16 protein-coding genes are annotated in these 14,820 nt (G+C 45.9%); 8 read left to right on the top strand and 8 right to left on the bottom strand.

All coding sequences use genetic code 11. The annotated features are described in order from the left end of the window. The first annotated feature begins 10 nt into the window (after positions 1-10). The 3 genes from LCL89_RS09365 (at position 11) to LCL89_RS09375 (ending at position 3,013) form a co-directional block, all read left to right on the top strand. A complete protein-coding gene (locus tag LCL89_RS09365) occupies positions 11-1,078 on the top strand; it encodes a WxL protein peptidoglycan domain-containing protein (RefSeq protein ID WP_224809866.1) in 1,068 nt (355 codons plus the stop codon). A 207-nt stretch (positions 1,079-1,285) separates the two neighbouring features. Continuing rightward, positions 1,286-1,864 (top strand): WxL domain-containing protein, encoded by a 579-nt coding sequence (locus LCL89_RS09370; RefSeq protein WP_224809867.1) that lies wholly within the window; start codon positions 1,286-1,288, stop codon positions 1,862-1,864. 90 nt (positions 1,865-1,954) lie between these two features. After that, positions 1,955-3,013 carry a DUF916 domain-containing protein gene (locus LCL89_RS09375; protein ID WP_224809868.1) on the top strand — a complete coding sequence of 353 codons (1,059 nt, stop codon included), beginning with the start codon at positions 1,955-1,957 and terminating at the stop codon, positions 3,011-3,013. 23 nt (positions 3,014-3,036) lie between these two features. On the opposite strand, the gene LCL89_RS09380 is transcribed toward LCL89_RS09375, so the two are convergent. The 7 genes from LCL89_RS09380 to LCL89_RS09410 all read right to left on the bottom strand — a co-directional run bounded on the left by LCL89_RS09380 (position 3,037) and on the right by LCL89_RS09410 (position 9,726). After that, entirely contained in the window at positions 3,037-3,816 is a 780-nt protein-coding gene (locus LCL89_RS09380; protein WP_224809869.1) for a hypothetical protein, read from the bottom strand. Between the two features lie 178 nt (positions 3,817-3,994). Then, on the bottom strand, positions 3,995-4,942 hold the full coding sequence (gene rbsB, locus LCL89_RS09385) for a ribose ABC transporter substrate-binding protein RbsB (RefSeq protein ID WP_224809870.1): 948 nt from the start codon (positions 4,940-4,942) through the stop codon (positions 3,995-3,997). Positions 4,943-5,000: 58 nt separating this feature from the next. Further along, on the bottom strand, positions 5,001-5,936 hold the full coding sequence (locus tag LCL89_RS09390; protein WP_224809871.1) for an ABC transporter permease subunit: 936 nt from the start codon (positions 5,934-5,936) through the stop codon (positions 5,001-5,003). Between the two features lie 2 nt (positions 5,937-5,938). Then, on the bottom strand, positions 5,939-7,438 hold the full coding sequence (locus tag LCL89_RS09395; RefSeq protein ID WP_224809872.1) for a sugar ABC transporter ATP-binding protein: 1,500 nt from the start codon (positions 7,436-7,438) through the stop codon (positions 5,939-5,941). A 20-nt stretch (positions 7,439-7,458) separates the two neighbouring features. Beyond that, entirely contained in the window at positions 7,459-7,851 is a 393-nt protein-coding gene (gene rbsD / locus LCL89_RS09400; RefSeq protein WP_224809873.1) for a D-ribose pyranase, read from the bottom strand. Further along, the gene (gene rbsK, locus LCL89_RS09405; protein ID WP_224809874.1) at positions 7,848-8,738 is read right to left on the bottom strand and encodes a ribokinase; all 891 of its coding nucleotides are present in this window, start codon (positions 8,736-8,738) and stop codon (positions 7,848-7,850) included. The genes rbsD and rbsK overlap by 4 nt, the downstream gene beginning before the upstream one ends. Then, positions 8,725-9,726: a LacI family DNA-binding transcriptional regulator gene (locus tag LCL89_RS09410; protein ID WP_224809875.1), complete on the bottom strand. Its 1,002-nt coding sequence runs from the start codon at positions 9,724-9,726 to the stop codon at positions 8,725-8,727. Before LCL89_RS09410 ends, rbsK begins: the two co-directional genes overlap by 14 nt. Before the next feature lie 349 nt (positions 9,727-10,075). On the opposite strand from LCL89_RS09410, the gene LCL89_RS09415 reads away from it, so the two are divergent. Genes LCL89_RS09415 through LCL89_RS09430 form a run of 4 tightly spaced genes read left to right on the top strand, consistent with a single transcriptional unit; the run spans position 10,076 to position 13,312 of the window. Next, positions 10,076-11,023 (top strand): ornithine cyclodeaminase family protein, encoded by a 948-nt coding sequence (locus LCL89_RS09415; RefSeq protein ID WP_224809876.1) that lies wholly within the window; start codon positions 10,076-10,078, stop codon positions 11,021-11,023. Position 11,024: 1 nt separating this feature from the next. Next, positions 11,025-11,282, top strand: coding sequence for a hypothetical protein (locus tag LCL89_RS09420; RefSeq protein ID WP_224809877.1), 258 nt, complete (start codon positions 11,025-11,027; stop codon positions 11,280-11,282). Positions 11,283-11,305: 23 nt separating this feature from the next. Then, the gene (locus LCL89_RS09425; protein ID WP_224809878.1) at positions 11,306-12,733 is read left to right on the top strand and encodes a sodium:solute symporter family protein; all 1,428 of its coding nucleotides are present in this window, start codon (positions 11,306-11,308) and stop codon (positions 12,731-12,733) included. A 12-nt stretch (positions 12,734-12,745) separates the two neighbouring features. After that, on the top strand, positions 12,746-13,312 hold the full coding sequence (locus LCL89_RS09430) for a hypothetical protein (RefSeq protein WP_224809879.1): 567 nt from the start codon (positions 12,746-12,748) through the stop codon (positions 13,310-13,312). 99 nt (positions 13,313-13,411) lie between these two features. Here LCL89_RS09430 and LCL89_RS09435 read toward each other — a convergent pair whose 3' ends face one another. Then, positions 13,412-13,780: a DUF2397 family protein gene (locus LCL89_RS09435; RefSeq protein ID WP_224809880.1), complete on the bottom strand. Its 369-nt coding sequence runs from the start codon at positions 13,778-13,780 to the stop codon at positions 13,412-13,414. A 239-nt stretch (positions 13,781-14,019) separates the two neighbouring features. Between LCL89_RS09435 and LCL89_RS09440 the strand changes: the two genes are divergently transcribed. Further along, positions 14,020-14,781, top strand: coding sequence for a hypothetical protein (locus tag LCL89_RS09440; protein WP_224809881.1), 762 nt, complete (start codon positions 14,020-14,022; stop codon positions 14,779-14,781). Positions 14,782-14,820 lie beyond the last annotated feature (39 nt).

Here is a 14,820-nt window from a genome sequence, read left to right on the forward strand (position 1 = left end):
GGGAGAATCTATGAAATTCAAACGTACATCTACACTCATAGCCATGCTGTTCATTTGTTTCTTTCTTCCATCGAATTTTAAAGCATACGCTAATGAAAAACCTCCGATTTATGTAGAACCCGTCTACCCACAAAATCAAAACAAAGAGGTTGAGGGATACTTCGACTTGTCCGTTCAACCTGGAGACTCTCAACAATTAAAATTCAGAGTAGAAAACAACTGGGAGACTTCAATTGAAGTGATGGTCATGCCCGCTAATGCCTACACGCACCCTTCTGGCGGCATTGTCTACCTCGACAATATGAATCCTGAGGAATCTTCTATCAACGACCCGGAATTTCATATGGCTGATAACATCGAGACACCCGAATCGGTCATAATCCCTCCAAAAGATACAGTAGAAATACCGGTAACCTTGAAGGTCCCTGAATTAAATAAAGGTGAACTTGTAGGAGGGGTCCGTTTCGTTGTAGACGGAGGGACGAATAAAGCGGAACACAACATAGCAGAAGAGAAAACAGCTCAGTTTCAAATCAAGACTCTCATGGCTACTGAGATAGGAATTAAATTATCCTTGCCGGAAAAAGCTGAACCTTCTTACCGATTCGGTAAGGCAGGGTTTGTCGGTAAATCTACACACGCCTATATCGAACTCATAAACGGTGCTCCCCTCATTCAAGAGAGAATTGACGCAACATATGAAGTTACAGATCAAGAAGGTCGAACTTTGTTCAGCGGCTCCATTGATTCTGTCAAAATGGCTCCCAAAACGACGATCCAATATCCGATTCCATGGACAGCAGAAACGATAGAGGATGGTACCTACACCCTGCATATCACCTCGACCAACGAAAATGAACGAGTTTCAATAAAAAGAGATATCACTATCCAACGGGAAGAACTGATGGATTATCAGGAGCAAACCGCTCAACCTGGGAATCCTGATGTCAGAATGAAGGGTATCACTCTTTCTGTTAAGGAAATGATCGCTTTAGTATTCGGCGTCATTGCCTTGGGTATCACTGGTACCTTGATCAGCCTCAAACTCCTTCGAAAACGGAAAAGACACGCAAACTGAAGAGTACCTGTCTCCATTAGAGGCAGGTATTTTTTTAATGTTATCACTGATACAAATCATTAAAATCTTACAATAATGAGTATACGAAATTTATATTGTAATACAGCGTCACTTCTTCCAGACGCTCCCATACACTATTGTGGAACTCCGTTGAGAATAAGGAAATAGATTTCCAGGAGTTTACTCAATGTAAAAGGAGTAGATGTAATGAAGAAGCTTATGAAGTTTATAGGCATCGGGTTGAGTTGTCTGGCTCTTACCCTTTTTCATGTTTCCGCTGTTTCAGCAGAAGGAGATGTCGTCATCACTGGAGAAGCTGCGCCGACTATGACCCCGGTCACATTCGGAGACTTTTCGGCGGTTGCATTAGATGGAACCACTCAGACTACCACGATGAACATCCCACAATTTACAGTCACAGACGCGACAGGGTCGGGATCAGGATGGAATGTGACGTTGACAGGGACTCAGTTCAGCAATGCCGATCCGACACCTAAATCACTTAGCACAGGCTCTCTCACACTGACTACCGCTCCGAACGTATCTTTAGTAGACCCGAATTCTTCTTCGGCAGATACCATAACAGTAGCAACACCAGGTCCCTCAGCGACCATTGATACTGGGACTGGACTAAAGTTGTTGTCAGCAGCCGTTGACGGCGGGATGGGAAGCTACTTGATCGGTGACACGACGCCTGGCGTTATGACTCTTGAACTGATGCCGAGAGAAGTTTACGCGACCACTTACACGTCCACCTTGACTTTGACCATCGCCACTGGACCTTAATGTTCAACTCGTTTCACCTAATCAAACCTGACCTGGTGTTCAAAATAGTTCCATTCACGATTCAAAATTGTTCATAAAGGGGTGGGGAACTTGGATCGATGGAAATCTCTTCTGTTTATTGCGTTCTTCGCGTGTTTTTTGTCTTTCGGTTCTACAGTCTCGGCAAATAATCTTCCTCCTATTTACGTTGAACCTCTATATCCTGATAACCAAAACCCTGACGTAAGAGGGTACTTGGACTTGGACGTACAACCCGGAGACACGCAGACGGTCATTTTCCGGGTGACCAATAATGACGAGGAAAGCCTTACCGTAACGATTCAATCCGCTAATGCTTATACCCACCCGACTGGAGGAATCATCTATTCGGATGACCTTACGGGCGAAGAGTCTTCCATTATCGACGATCGATTTAAAATTGCAGATTTGATCCACACACCATCAACCATCACCCTGGCCCCGGATGAGACCGATGAAGTTCCTGTCACCCTGCACATTCCGGACATGGACAATGGAGAAGTCATCGGAGGTGTCCGTTTCATCGTTGATGGGGATACAACCGAACAGAACTATACCATTTCAGAAAACCAGGATGCGACGTTTAAAATCAAGACACAAATCGCTACCAATATCGGCATCCGACTAGCCTTCCCTGAATCAGCGGAACCGGATTTTTCATTCGGAGAAGCAGGGTTCAGTGACGAAAAAAATGCAGCATTCATCGAAATGACCAATTCAGGACCTACGATACAACCAGATCTCCACATCAGCTATGATATCTTGACCGATACAGGAGAATCGGTGTTCACCGGTTCTATCGAATCTTTGAAAATGGCTCCGAAAACATCTATCACATTCCCGATCCCTTGGGAAGCGGACCCTATAGAAGATGGCACCTATACACTTCAAATGACGGCCGATAACGATGGTGAAAAAATTGAGGCAGAACGCAGCATTCAAATCGGGCAAAGCAGCCCACCGGAAAATGAAGAACCAAACGAACCACCGAAAGATCCCGAGCAGCCAGATGAGGAAAAAGATAAGTTCACCCAATTTCAAGTGACTATCCTTATCATAGGAGGCATTCTTGTTGCCATTGCCGGAATATACTTCATCGTTAATCTATTCAGAAATAGACACGACCGATAACTAAAAAAAGTGCCTGCTCTCATTTAATGAGAAGCAGACACTTTTTTCTTCTTAACAGCCCATACGACTTCGAACAAGAGGATGATTGCAAACATAACGACTACTGCAGAAAACCAGTAATTCATCGGAGATGTAACCGTCATCGTACAACAACTCCCACTGTACGTATACGGTAAAGGGGGATCGATGGTTGGATTCTCAAGCTTGGCGAACTCCAGCGGAAACCCTGTATGTATCGGAAAAGCCGATGCAAGCTCTTCCCGGTTATCGACCCTCTTTCCTCTGAATCCTGTCATAAATACGAAAAGAAGCGCAGCGATTGCGCTGATGCTGTACCCAGCGAGACGGACCCACGCGGTGTCATTCATTTTCTTCCTTACTGAATATCCGGTTACGATCAGTACAGAAGGAATGAGCGAAAACAAGAATCCCCCATGAAGGATGACATCTTCAAACGGACCTCCATACGATTGATCCAACCAGAAGGACGAACTGAATCCAGCGATATGATATGTATAAAATATGGTCGCAGCTCCTGGATCAATTATGTACAACCCCCAAATTATCAACCCGATTCCAGTGAATGTTGCTGTGGAGAGCCAAACGTCTATCCTCTGAGCTTTTTTAAGAAGCACCATGCTCAATACCAAGTACCCGATAACATTCACGACCAGCATGACAATGGAGAGAAAAGCTGCTCCGGCGTGATCGAGGCTTTGAAAAGAGATGATATAAAAAAGCAGACTGATGCTTCCCATGATGAGGTGAATGCCTAATACGCTCCACCACTTGATCTTTTGCACATTATCCCCCCTTTCAATTTGCAGCATTCTATCATTATATTAAAGTTAGAAGATGGAATGAAAGTTTTACATAAAAAAAAGACTTTCTTCTAGTACTAGAAGAAAGTCTCTTGCTTAAAAGAAGCTTACCATATAAAAACCCCCTCTCCAGATCTTACTCTGAAGAGAGGGGATAGATTTATTCAGTTACCAGCTGCAATTCAACAGGAATGAACTCTTCGACTGTTTCACCAGCCACCACTTTTCCAGCGGCAGTGATCGCTTCTTCACCGATCAATTCAGGCTGCTGGGCGACGGTTGCATCCATACGGCCTTCAGAAACGGCTGTACGTGCATCATCTGTCGCATCAAAACCGACCACGATGACATCTTCAAGCATGTTCTGAGATTCCAAAGCTTGTACAGCACCAAGTGCCATTTCATCGTTGTGGGCAAAAACGGCATCCAGAGAATCCGTACTTTGAAGGATGTTTTCCATGACTGTCAATCCTTCAGAACGGTCGAAGTTCGCGGATTGCTGAGCGACGACTTCGATGCTGTCTTTGCCATCTACGATGTTGTGGAACCCTTCGCCACGTTCACGTGTGGCAGAAGCACCCGGAATTCCTTCCAGTTCCACGACTTTTCCGTTTTCACCAAGCTGTTCAGCAATGAATTCCCCGGCCATTTCACCACCGGCTACGTTATCTGAGGCAATGTGTGTGACCACTTCACCGCCATCAGCTGTACGGTCTACGGTGATGACAGGAACACCCGCTTGGTTCGCTGATTCGATCGCAGATACAATCGCTGCAGAATCAGTCGGGTTGACGAGCAGTACGTCAATGTCCTGCTGCAGTAAATCCTCAATATCACTGACTTGTGTCGCCGGATCGTTTTGAGCATCTACCGTTTTGATTTCATAGCCAGCTTCTTTGGCAGCGGCTTCCGCACCGTCACGAAGAGATACGAAGAACGGGTTGTTCAAAGTAGAAATCGATAGACCGATTTTCGTCGTTTCATCTCCAGAAGCTTCTTCTCCCTCGCCGCCTTCGTTATCAGACGAACTTCCCGGCTGTTCCGTTGAACAAGCGACAACAAACAATAGTAATGCTAGAATTCCAAAAGCCTTCATCCATTTCATCATGGTTGATTCCTCCTAAAAAGTTTTTATATCATCTGTCCATAAAGAACAGGATGGACCATTATTTGGATCTGCGATCAAGTAGGACGGCAAGTAGGATGACGCCGCCTTTTACAATTTGCTGGTAGAACGAGGATACGTTCAATAGATTCAATCCGTTATCCAGAACCCCGATGATCAAAGCACCGATCAATGTCCCGACGATTCGTCCACGACCACCGGCAAGACTCGTACCGCCAAGGACGACGGCTGCGATCGCATCGAGCTCATACATCGTACCGGCTGTCGGCTGGGCGGAGTTCAAACGGCTGGTCAAGATGATCCCGGCAAGGACGGACAGCATACCGGTCAAGGAATAGACCCATATTTTCACGCGGTCCGCTTTGATTCCTGATAGAATCGAAGCTTCTTCGTTTCCACCCACTGCATAAACCTGCCGTCCGAAAACGGTTTTTCGTAGTAGGAGAAAGAGGATAAAGAAAATGATGATCATTAAAATACCAGGAAACGGGATACCGAATACATATCCGCGTCCGATCATTTCAAAAGCGAAACTGTCGGAAAGACCGGTAATCGGACGTCCATCCGTGTAGACGAGTGTGGCGCCCCGGAAAATCGTCATCGTCGCCAATGTAGCGATGAATGGCGCGACCTTCCCCTTCGTGATGATCAGACCGTTGAACGCTCCCATCGCAAGACCGGCAAGCAGTCCGATAAACACGGCAAGTAATGGATCCATGCCGCTTGCAAGCATGCCCGCGGTGAGCGCACTACCGAAGGCCAGGATCGAGCCTACCGATAAGTCGATGCCGCCCGTCAAAATGACAAAGGTCATCCCGAAGGCGATCAAGGCATTAATAGATATTTGTCTTAATAAGTTCAGTAAATTATTGACCGTGAAAAAGTTTTCGCTCATGAATCCGAGAATGGTCATGATCAAGATGAGACCAATCAAGGGTCCGAGCTTCGACAGGTTGTTGGTGACCAGCTGCTTCATCGTTACTCTCCTCCCGTTGCGGCTTGCATGATTTTTTCCTGAGTGGCTTCCTCACGAGGAAGAATACGGGCCACTTTTCCTTCATGAATGACCATGATGCGATCACTGACGCCAAGCACTTCAGGAAGTTCTGAAGATACCATGATGATAGCGACGCCCTGCTCCGTGAGTTCATTCATGATGTGATAAATTTCTTTTTTCGCTCCGACATCCACGCCTCGTGTCGGTTCATCAAGTATCAAAATTCTCGGCTTGATCCCGAGCCACTTGGCGATGACTACCTTTTGCTGGTTACCTCCACTCAGCGATTTCACTTCCTGCTCGCGGCCGGTGGTGCGGACATGAAGACGCCCGATGAGATCATCGATCAACTCCGCTTCCCGCTTCGACGAAATCCACCCGTTATCAGAAATCGCTTTCATATTTGTCAATGCGACATTTTCCCGAATCGACAAATGAAGCACGAGCCCTTCGCCTTTTCTATCTTCTGTAATGAACCCGATGCCCGCCTGGATTGCATCCCGGGGGTGCTTGATATTCAGAGGCTCGCCATCCAAAAGGACTTCTCCCTGTTTTTTCTTCACAGCTCCGAAGATCGCTTCCATGATTTCTGTCCGCCCTGCTCCCATCAATCCGGCGACTCCGAGGATTTCCCCTTGATTCACGTGGAAGTTGACATCTTCAAACCAACCGTCCCTTGCCAGGTGCTTCACTTCAAACACTTTATCACCGACCGTCGATGTCCGGGCTGGAAAACGTTCACCGAGCTCCCGGCCGACCATCATTTTCACGACCGATTCAAAGTCGGTTTCCTTCACCTGTTCGGTCCCGATGTATTCTCCATCCCTGAGGACAGTGATCCGGTCACAGATTTGAAAGATCTCTTCCATCCGGTGGGAAATATACACGATGCTGACGTTCTGCTTTCTGAGTGATTCGATGACTTTGAACAAACTCTCAATCTCACGATCTGTCAGTGCTGCTGTTGGTTCATCCATGATGATCATTTCCGCATTGGTCGAGATCGCCCTTGCGATTTCAATCATCTGCTGCTTTCCGACTGATAAATCCCCGGCTGTTTCATTCGGATGGATGCTCGTGACTCCGAGCCGTTCCAAATGATCCAACGTTTCTTGATACATTTCTTTTTTCTTTAAGATCCCGGTTCGTCCAAGCGTCTTCTCCTTACCGAGGAACATATTTTCGGAAACCGTCAAATGCGGAATGATGTTGAGTTCCTGGTGGATGACGACGATACCGTCTTTCTCTGCTTCTTTCGGATTGGAGTACGTCTTTTCTTCTCCTTTGACTTCGATTGTCCCGCCATCCCTCTGATGGATACCTGTCAGCACCTTGATGAGCGTCGACTTTCCGGCACCGTTTTCCCCCATCAGGGCATGGACTTCACCTGGCTGGACATCAAAATCCACTTTTTTCAACACCTGGTTTCCGGCAAATGCTTTTTCGATCGCTGTCATTTTCACGAACGGTTGATTTCCCATGTTGTTCACCACCTTACGGATTAAAAAATGACCCCTGAATGAAGAATGATATTGGCATAAGGCGTCGCTTCACCGGTACGGATGATCGCCTTCGCTTGAGAAGATTGCGCTTTGAACTTCTCATGTGAAACGAAATCCGCTTCACTCTGGACCAGGTCCTGCACCTTGCTCAAAAGTTCCGGATTGTTTTCCTTCATTTCTTCTGCCAACGTGTACTGTTCAACTTCCATATCTTCCAAAATGGCTTCGAGCACATCGGCGAACCGAGGCATGCCCTTTTCAATCGATACATCGATGCACGGCGTATCATTCGGAATAGGAAGACCGCAGTCCGCAATGACAATCGTATCGGTATGACCTAAACGCGCAAGAACAGAAGCGATTTCTCTATTCAAAATTCCTTGTTTTTTCATCCTTCCGTTCCCCTTTCTTCTATCAACATTTCCACTTCCTTTTTCGTCGGCATCCCACTTTGTGCCCCCTCTTTCGTGATGGAAAGCGCGGCAGCTGCATTTGAGAATTGCACCGCTTCCTCAAGCGAATATCCGAGGGCGATACGGGTGACGAGTGCTCCATTGAACGTATCCCCCGCCCCTGTCGTATCCTCTACCGGAACTCGATAACCCGGAACGATCACTTTTTCTCCATTCAAAGTGACTTCCACACCAAGCGCTCCTTTTGTCGTGACGCACTTGTTTTGAAAATCTGCATCAAGTGCTTCATTCAATAAGACCGCTTCCGATTCATTCGGTGTGAGGAACGTCGCAATTTCCAGCACCTCTTTCGGCAAGTCATGATAGGGTGCCGGGTTCACGACCAGTGGAATTTGATATTCTTCCGCCAGTTCTGCGACTTTTCGAATCGTCTCAATTGGAATCTCAAGCTGCACAAGCAGGATGTCGCTGTCTTTGATCAATGCCCTCATGCTTTCTACATACTCCGGTGTGACTTCCGCGTTCGCCCCCGGTGCTACGATGATCCGGTTGTCCTGTTCACATAAAATGATCGTTGCCGTTCCCGTCGATACCTCCGGCAGCTTCGTTAAACCGGACAAACCTATCCCCTCAGATTCAAGGTGGCGGGCCAACTCATCACCGAATGCGTCTTCCCCGACAGCACCGACCAAGCGGACATCCGCCCCCAATCGTGAAGCGGCTACGGCTTGATTCGCTCCTTTTCCACCTGGATACGTAGCGAAACGATCGCCAAGGACAGTCTCTCCTTGTTTAGGAATCACGGGAGTGGAAACTGTGAGATCCATGTTGATGCTCCCCACTACCGTCACTTTAGGTTTCGTCATCGTTCTGCCTCCTTTTTGTGGATTCCCGTTCAATCAGCTCCACCTCGAATTCTTCGACCTGAGTTCCCTGATCAGCCTGCTCGATTTGCTGTATAAGCATCTCGGCCGCCCGGGATCCGATCGTGTAAATCGGCTGAGCCATCGTCGTAAGCGTCGGTGTCGTCGTTTCACCGAGGGTGATTCCGTCAAAAGCGATGATCGACAACTCTTCTGGTACGGAAACCTTCATGGCTTCTGCACCTTTCAATGCTCCGACGCCCATCAGATCGTTGGCAACGAACAGCCCATCGATTTCCGGATGACGCTCCAATAAACTCTGGGCCGCTTCTTTCGCCGATTCAAACCGATATTCTCCTTGTTCGATATAACTGAATTTGAACCACTCTTCCTGTTGGACGGCGTCCAAATAGCCGTTCATCCGCTGCTTCGCGTTGCTGATATGCTCCGGCCCTGCAATATGAGCGATCCTTGTGCACCCCTGTTTTTTCAAATGTTCCACCGCCTGCCTTGCTCCTTCGCGGTTATTGACCGTGACGGATGACAAGTCTTCGTGAAGGATACGGTCCAAGGCGATGACCGGTATGTCCACGTTTTTCACATAGTCCCCCGACATCGTACTGGAAACGACGACGATGCCATCCAGAGACTTCTGCCTTAAGGCATCGATATAAGCGATTTCCTTCTCAGGATCGTCATCTGTATTGCAAAGGACGAATGTATAATCTTTCTGCTTCGCCGTATCCTCGACGGCCCGCGCCAGTTCCGGGAAGAAAGGGTTCATGATATCCGGAACAAACAAAGCAATCATTTTGGACCGCCCTTTGAATAAACTGCGGGCGACGTCATTCGGACGATAATTCAATTGCTGGATCGCTTTTGCCACACGGTCCTTCGTTTCCTTATGCACATAACCGTTCCCGTTCAATACGCGGGAAACGGTCGCTACAGAAACTTCCGCCAGGCGGGCAACATCTTTGATTGTGGCCATTTTTATCGACTACTTTCTTTGTAAATGAATGTGTAACCCGTTACATATCCGCGTAAAAAAATTTACCAAGTATCCGTTTCGGTTTATGTAACCCGTTACACATATAGTAAAGCGCTTACATTAAGTTGTCAACTCTTCTACTTTCTCCAGTTCAGAAATTGCAAATGAAATTCTTCCTCCCGTAGTCTTCAAATACAGAGTGGTTGTAATTCAAAATACTCATTCCTTAATACTTATTTAAAACCAATATTTGAATATTATGGAGGGGAGATTAATCATTATTCCCATATAATTTCCACTTTTCATAATAGTTTGTTAATATGTGTGGTACTAAAGGGAGGGAAAATAAATGCAGGTTATCGAAGCAGATGAAATCACTCAGAAATTTTCTATGAAAGAAGCGATGGAAAGCATTGAATCCTTCTATTTTCGTTCTGAACGGGAGTACATATCCCCCGATCGAATGCATATTGAGGATGGAGACAACACTGCATTGCTGATGCCCGCTTTCTGTGGTGATTATTATGCTACGAAACTCGTAGGTGTAGCACCAAATAATACGAGTATAAAGAAAGACACGATCCATGGGTTGATGGTTCTCAATGACCGGAACACGATGGAACCCTTATATATGTGTGATGCCATTGCCATTACTTCCTTACGTACAGGAGCATTAGGCGGACTAGGAATGAAGTATCTGGCTAAGAAAGATGCAGACACGTTAGGGATCATCGGGACAGGTACCCAGGGCTGGAGTCATCTGCAGTCAGCTTTGGTTGCCAGAGACATCAAAAACGTACATATTTTCAATCGGACACTGGAAAAAGCTCATCAGTTCAAATCAAAAGCGGAAGCTCAGTTTCCTGATGTCACATTCAAGGTTTCTTCAGTCGAAGACTTAGTCAAAGAATCGGATATCATTGTGACCACGACAACATCTTCAACTCCGGTTCTACCACAGTTGAATTCCGAAGATTGGAAGGGGAAATTAATCGTCGGCGTGGGGTCATTCCGTCCCTCCATGCAGGAGTTTTCGGATCAAGTATTAAGTGAAGCAGACGAAGTATACGTCGATGCAAAATCAGCCTTATTTGAATCAGGAGATATGATTCGTGGAAAAGATTTGCGATCTGACCTGGACGACTCCTGGGATCTGGAGCGAATCATTACAGAGGAACATCACCCAAAGGATCCAGAGGATAAAACGATCCTTTACAAATCCGTTGGAGCTGCCATTTTCGATTTGGTCGTCGTGCAGTCCATCTATGAAAACTACTATCAAACGAAGGAGGGATAATATGAAGAAAATGACTCGGAAAAAATGGAAGGACCCCGGCATCATCATGGTGATTTCCCTTTCCATCATCTCTTTGATCTTTTGGATATGGTGGCCTACCGAAACATTCATCGCCGGGATTTCATTAGCAGGTTGGGCGATGTTTGCCTGCTTCTTCATCTGGTTGGGATTGACCGTGACTTATGTCATTTGGATGGAGAAATTAGAGAAAAAAGAAGCCGAGCAAGCCGAAGAAACCAATAATAGAAATGTGTTGTGAAGGAGTGATAACCCGTGCAAATAATGGAAACAACGATATTAGCCATTTACTTAGGAATCATGACGATCATAGGAATATGGTTTGCCAAACGCGCCCACTCCTCGGAAGGAGACTATTGGACTGCTGGAGGGAAGATCAATAGTTTTGTAGGGTCGTTTGCGTTTTTCGCAGCTGTCGCGAGTTCGAGTTCATTGATGGGTGCCGTAGGTTCAGGCGTTGCACTTGGCGTGCCGTTTTTACTTGCCTACGGTTTTGGTGCAGTAGCCATCCCGTCTTTTGCCATGTTTTTAATTTCCGGACAAATCAGAAGAACCGGCGTAAAAACCCTTCCGGAATTCTTCAAACATCGATATGGAAAATCCGTTCAAATCGTAGCTGCAATCTTAGTCGTCCTGAGCATGACTTTTTATATGATTCCTCAATTGACTGCTTCAGGACTGATTGGATCTTATGTATTAGGCATCGATTACGTCACGGCAGTCATCGTCTTAGGATTAGGCTTCACCTTATATGCCGCCCTTGGTGGTATGTGGGCGATTACATATACAGACTTGATCCAGGGAGCTGTGATGGTGATCGGCATGTTCATTCTGGCCATCATCATCCTGATGGACCACGGCGGGATGGCAACGTTAATTCAAGACGCCTTAGCGGTCGATCCCCAATTCGGCTCTATGACGCAGCCTTGGATGTCCTACTTCGGATTATTCATCGCCTTTTTGTGGTTCGGAGTGGTATCTCCTTCCGCCGTTATGAGAAACTTTGCTGCTCGTGATGCAAAGACAGCGCGAAGATCAGCTCTCGGAGCCTGCTTCCTTTATGTGACCGTCTTTATTTTCGGTTTTGTCATTGCCTCAGCTGGGGCAAGCCTTGGAATAGCAGACTCGCTTGAGAACCAGGACATGATCTTCATATCGGTCATTGAACATTACATGCCCGCTCTGTTAGCCGGCGTGATGTTAGCAGGACTCTTAGCAGCCATCATGTCATCTGCTGATGCTATGTTATTAGCCGTAGCAGCAGGAATCGCGCATGACATTTATAAAGAACATATCAATAAAGATGCTTCAGAAAAAGCGGTGACACGCCTGGGACTTGTCGTCATGATCCTGGCCAGTATCGTAGGAATCATCTTTGCCATCGATCCACCTCAATTGATTGCAGTCATGGTCGGCTGGGTCAGCGGAGCGATGTTATCGGCATTCGGCTTCCCTCTTGTCCTCGGATTGTGGTGGAAGCGTGCCAATACCGCTGGAGCTTTAGCCGGTATGCTTGGAGGAACGATCACATTCATCGTTATGGCCCTCCTCCCATTCGCATTGGTGTCTGAACACTTAGTGTCTGCTCCAGTTTCCGCGATATTGACGATTGTGGTCAGTTTAATGACCGAACCACCGACGAAAGAGAAACAAATGCAAGTGGACCGATACCATATGGATATTGACGCTTAAGAAGGTGACAGAATGAACGTGAACATTTTAGGAGAAGAAACCGTAACAGAACAAGAATTACCAGAGTACATGTATAAAAACTTGAAGCCCTCACTGAAAATGAATCGTAATGTAACGAAAGAAACATTAGAAAATGGGATCGTGAAAAAAGAGAAACTTTACCACCCTATGTGGATCGTAAAGATGCTCATCATCGCTGATCGGAAGCCCTTCCCACCTAAAGTAAAACCGAATATGGCTTTTATCGATGCGGTTTCGGGATATCGGGGATTATTCCCTAATGTCCCCCCTATCAACGAGAAAGAAGTATCGGAATCAAAGGTGAAGAAGGCAAGAATCACAAAGCAGGATTTATTGAGCAAGTATGTTGTAAATATTCAAGAAAAACAAATCAACCGGAATTACATCTTGAAAAAACCCAGGTATGAAATCAAAGAAACCAGTATCGTTTATCTTCCACTCTGGGAGGTGGAAGTCGACACCAAGTACCTGACCAAAACGTTCGTCATCAATGGAAATACAGGAGAATCAGAGAACCTTTTGTATGATTTGTGGCAGTCTGGTGAATGGATGTTGTAAGTATGTTTTTTATAAAAAAGGGGTGACCACGAAACAACATCGTGGCCACCCTTATTTAGAGCAATATTTGTTCCCCTATTTCCCGGTTATCCAGGTTTTTTATATAGCATGCTTCTCCATTTTAGTAGACTCCAACTGTTCAATGACTTTCTGGAAACCGACCGTCACTTCACTCACCTTATACCTGACCTCACTCTTTTCCTCCGACTTTTCCGTTTCATGCTGTTCGCTCGTTGAAACCAGGTTCCCCAGAAGTTCCAATGCTTTCAAATCATGCACGACTTCTTCTAAACTATAATTCTCAAACTCATCGGTCCCCTGCAGGTATTCTAGTAATTCTTCAGGGGTTACATAGCCGTCAGAACCTTTATAGCGTTTATAACAATAATGGATGATAACACGGTAAACCCACTGATCTGTACATAAATAGAGCGTTTCTTGTAAAAGAGGTTTGCGGATGCCGTTCATAGAATCACCTTTTTCAGTGTTTTAGTATAAGAGTGTCCACTGAACAGCGGGAATATACCTATACAGTCACTACAAGGTTGAATATGATAACGAATTGGAAAAACTTTCACAGAGTCTCTCGTATCAATTCTATAAGTGAAATGATACAATGTTCACCGTTTGCGTCTTCTTCCCTTTCTATGAACTGCACAATCGGTGATGAATGGAATTGAAGATGACAGAAAGAAAGGGAGTGTAGTATGAATTTTGCATGGAAGCGGTTTGTAACCGACTTATTTTCAAATAAAGGGTACGTCCCTGCACTGATGATTCTGGGAATGCAGTTTCTCATTTTTATTGGAATTGGTGGATTCGCTGTCGCATGGTTGTTAGGAAACGGCTTATCCTTCCGAATGATTGAAACGGACCCGGGGCAGTTGTTGACATTCGTCCCCTTCATCATCGGTGCCTTCGTCTTAGCTTTGGCCATTGGGATTTATTCACAAGCCGCAATGATCGGTTCGTTTGTGGATGTAGTGAAGCTTGGTAAATTCCAAGGGTTTAAAAGCTTCTTCAAAAACGGTCTCCGTTATTTCTGGCGTCTAGTGGCCTTTTCTTTATTAATGACGGTTTTAATCATGGTGTTACTTATTCCACTTGGCCTCCTATTCTTATTCGGTGGGTTTATGTTTGGGAGCCAGGGACCAGGTATGGAGCCTGCAATCAACTTCGTCTTTACCGTTCTGACCTATCTAGTGATCGCCATTTCTTCACCTCTCATTTATATCGCATTTTACGAGAAGCAGAATGTGTGGAAAAACTATTTTTCATTCTTGAAGAAGAAGTGGCTTGTGCTGCTGATTGTCGGTCTGATCGTCGGTATACTTGCGGGAATTCCGCTCATCGGCATGATTTTTCAATTTGTCTTCCTACTTCCGATGCCGCTCTATCTTCTCGTCTTGTATGATGAGTCAAAAGAAAACTATCAAACGGAGGAAGAAGAGGGTTCTTCCTTGGTATAGACCTGACATAAAAAACGCACGAAGAATTTTTTCTTCGTG

It is taken from the genome of Halobacillus yeomjeoni (assembly GCF_020171525.1).
Classification (GTDB): domain Bacteria; phylum Bacillota; class Bacilli; order Bacillales; family Halobacillaceae; genus Halobacillus; species Halobacillus yeomjeoni.

Coding starts and splice junctions, on each gene's coding strand:
- LCL89_RS09435 (WP_224809880.1), bottom strand. CDS start 13,780: ATGAACGGCATCCGCAAACCTCTTTTACAAGAAACGCTCTATTTATGT.
- LCL89_RS09425 (WP_224809878.1), top strand. CDS start 11,306: ATGGAAACAACGATATTAGCCATTTACTTAGGAATCATGACGATCATA.
- LCL89_RS09365 (WP_224809866.1), top strand. CDS start 11: ATGAAATTCAAACGTACATCTACACTCATAGCCATGCTGTTCATTTGT.
- rbsK (WP_224809874.1), bottom strand. CDS start 8,738: ATGACGAAACCTAAAGTGACGGTAGTGGGGAGCATCAACATGGATCTC.
- LCL89_RS09420 (WP_224809877.1), top strand. CDS start 11,025: ATGAAGAAAATGACTCGGAAAAAATGGAAGGACCCCGGCATCATCATG.
- LCL89_RS09370 (WP_224809867.1), top strand. CDS start 1,286: ATGAAGAAGCTTATGAAGTTTATAGGCATCGGGTTGAGTTGTCTGGCT.
- LCL89_RS09390 (WP_224809871.1), bottom strand. CDS start 5,936: ATGAAGCAGCTGGTCACCAACAACCTGTCGAAGCTCGGACCCTTGATT.
- LCL89_RS09440 (WP_224809881.1), top strand. CDS start 14,020: ATGAATTTTGCATGGAAGCGGTTTGTAACCGACTTATTTTCAAATAAA.
- LCL89_RS09430 (WP_224809879.1), top strand. CDS start 12,746: ATGAACGTGAACATTTTAGGAGAAGAAACCGTAACAGAACAAGAATTA.
- LCL89_RS09415 (WP_224809876.1), top strand. CDS start 10,076: ATGCAGGTTATCGAAGCAGATGAAATCACTCAGAAATTTTCTATGAAA.
- rbsB (WP_224809870.1), bottom strand. CDS start 4,942: ATGATGAAATGGATGAAGGCTTTTGGAATTCTAGCATTACTATTGTTT.
- rbsD (WP_224809873.1), bottom strand. CDS start 7,851: ATGAAAAAACAAGGAATTTTGAATAGAGAAATCGCTTCTGTTCTTGCG.
- LCL89_RS09395 (WP_224809872.1), bottom strand. CDS start 7,438: ATGGGAAATCAACCGTTCGTGAAAATGACAGCGATCGAAAAAGCATTT.
- LCL89_RS09410 (WP_224809875.1), bottom strand. CDS start 9,726: ATGGCCACAATCAAAGATGTTGCCCGCCTGGCGGAAGTTTCTGTAGCG.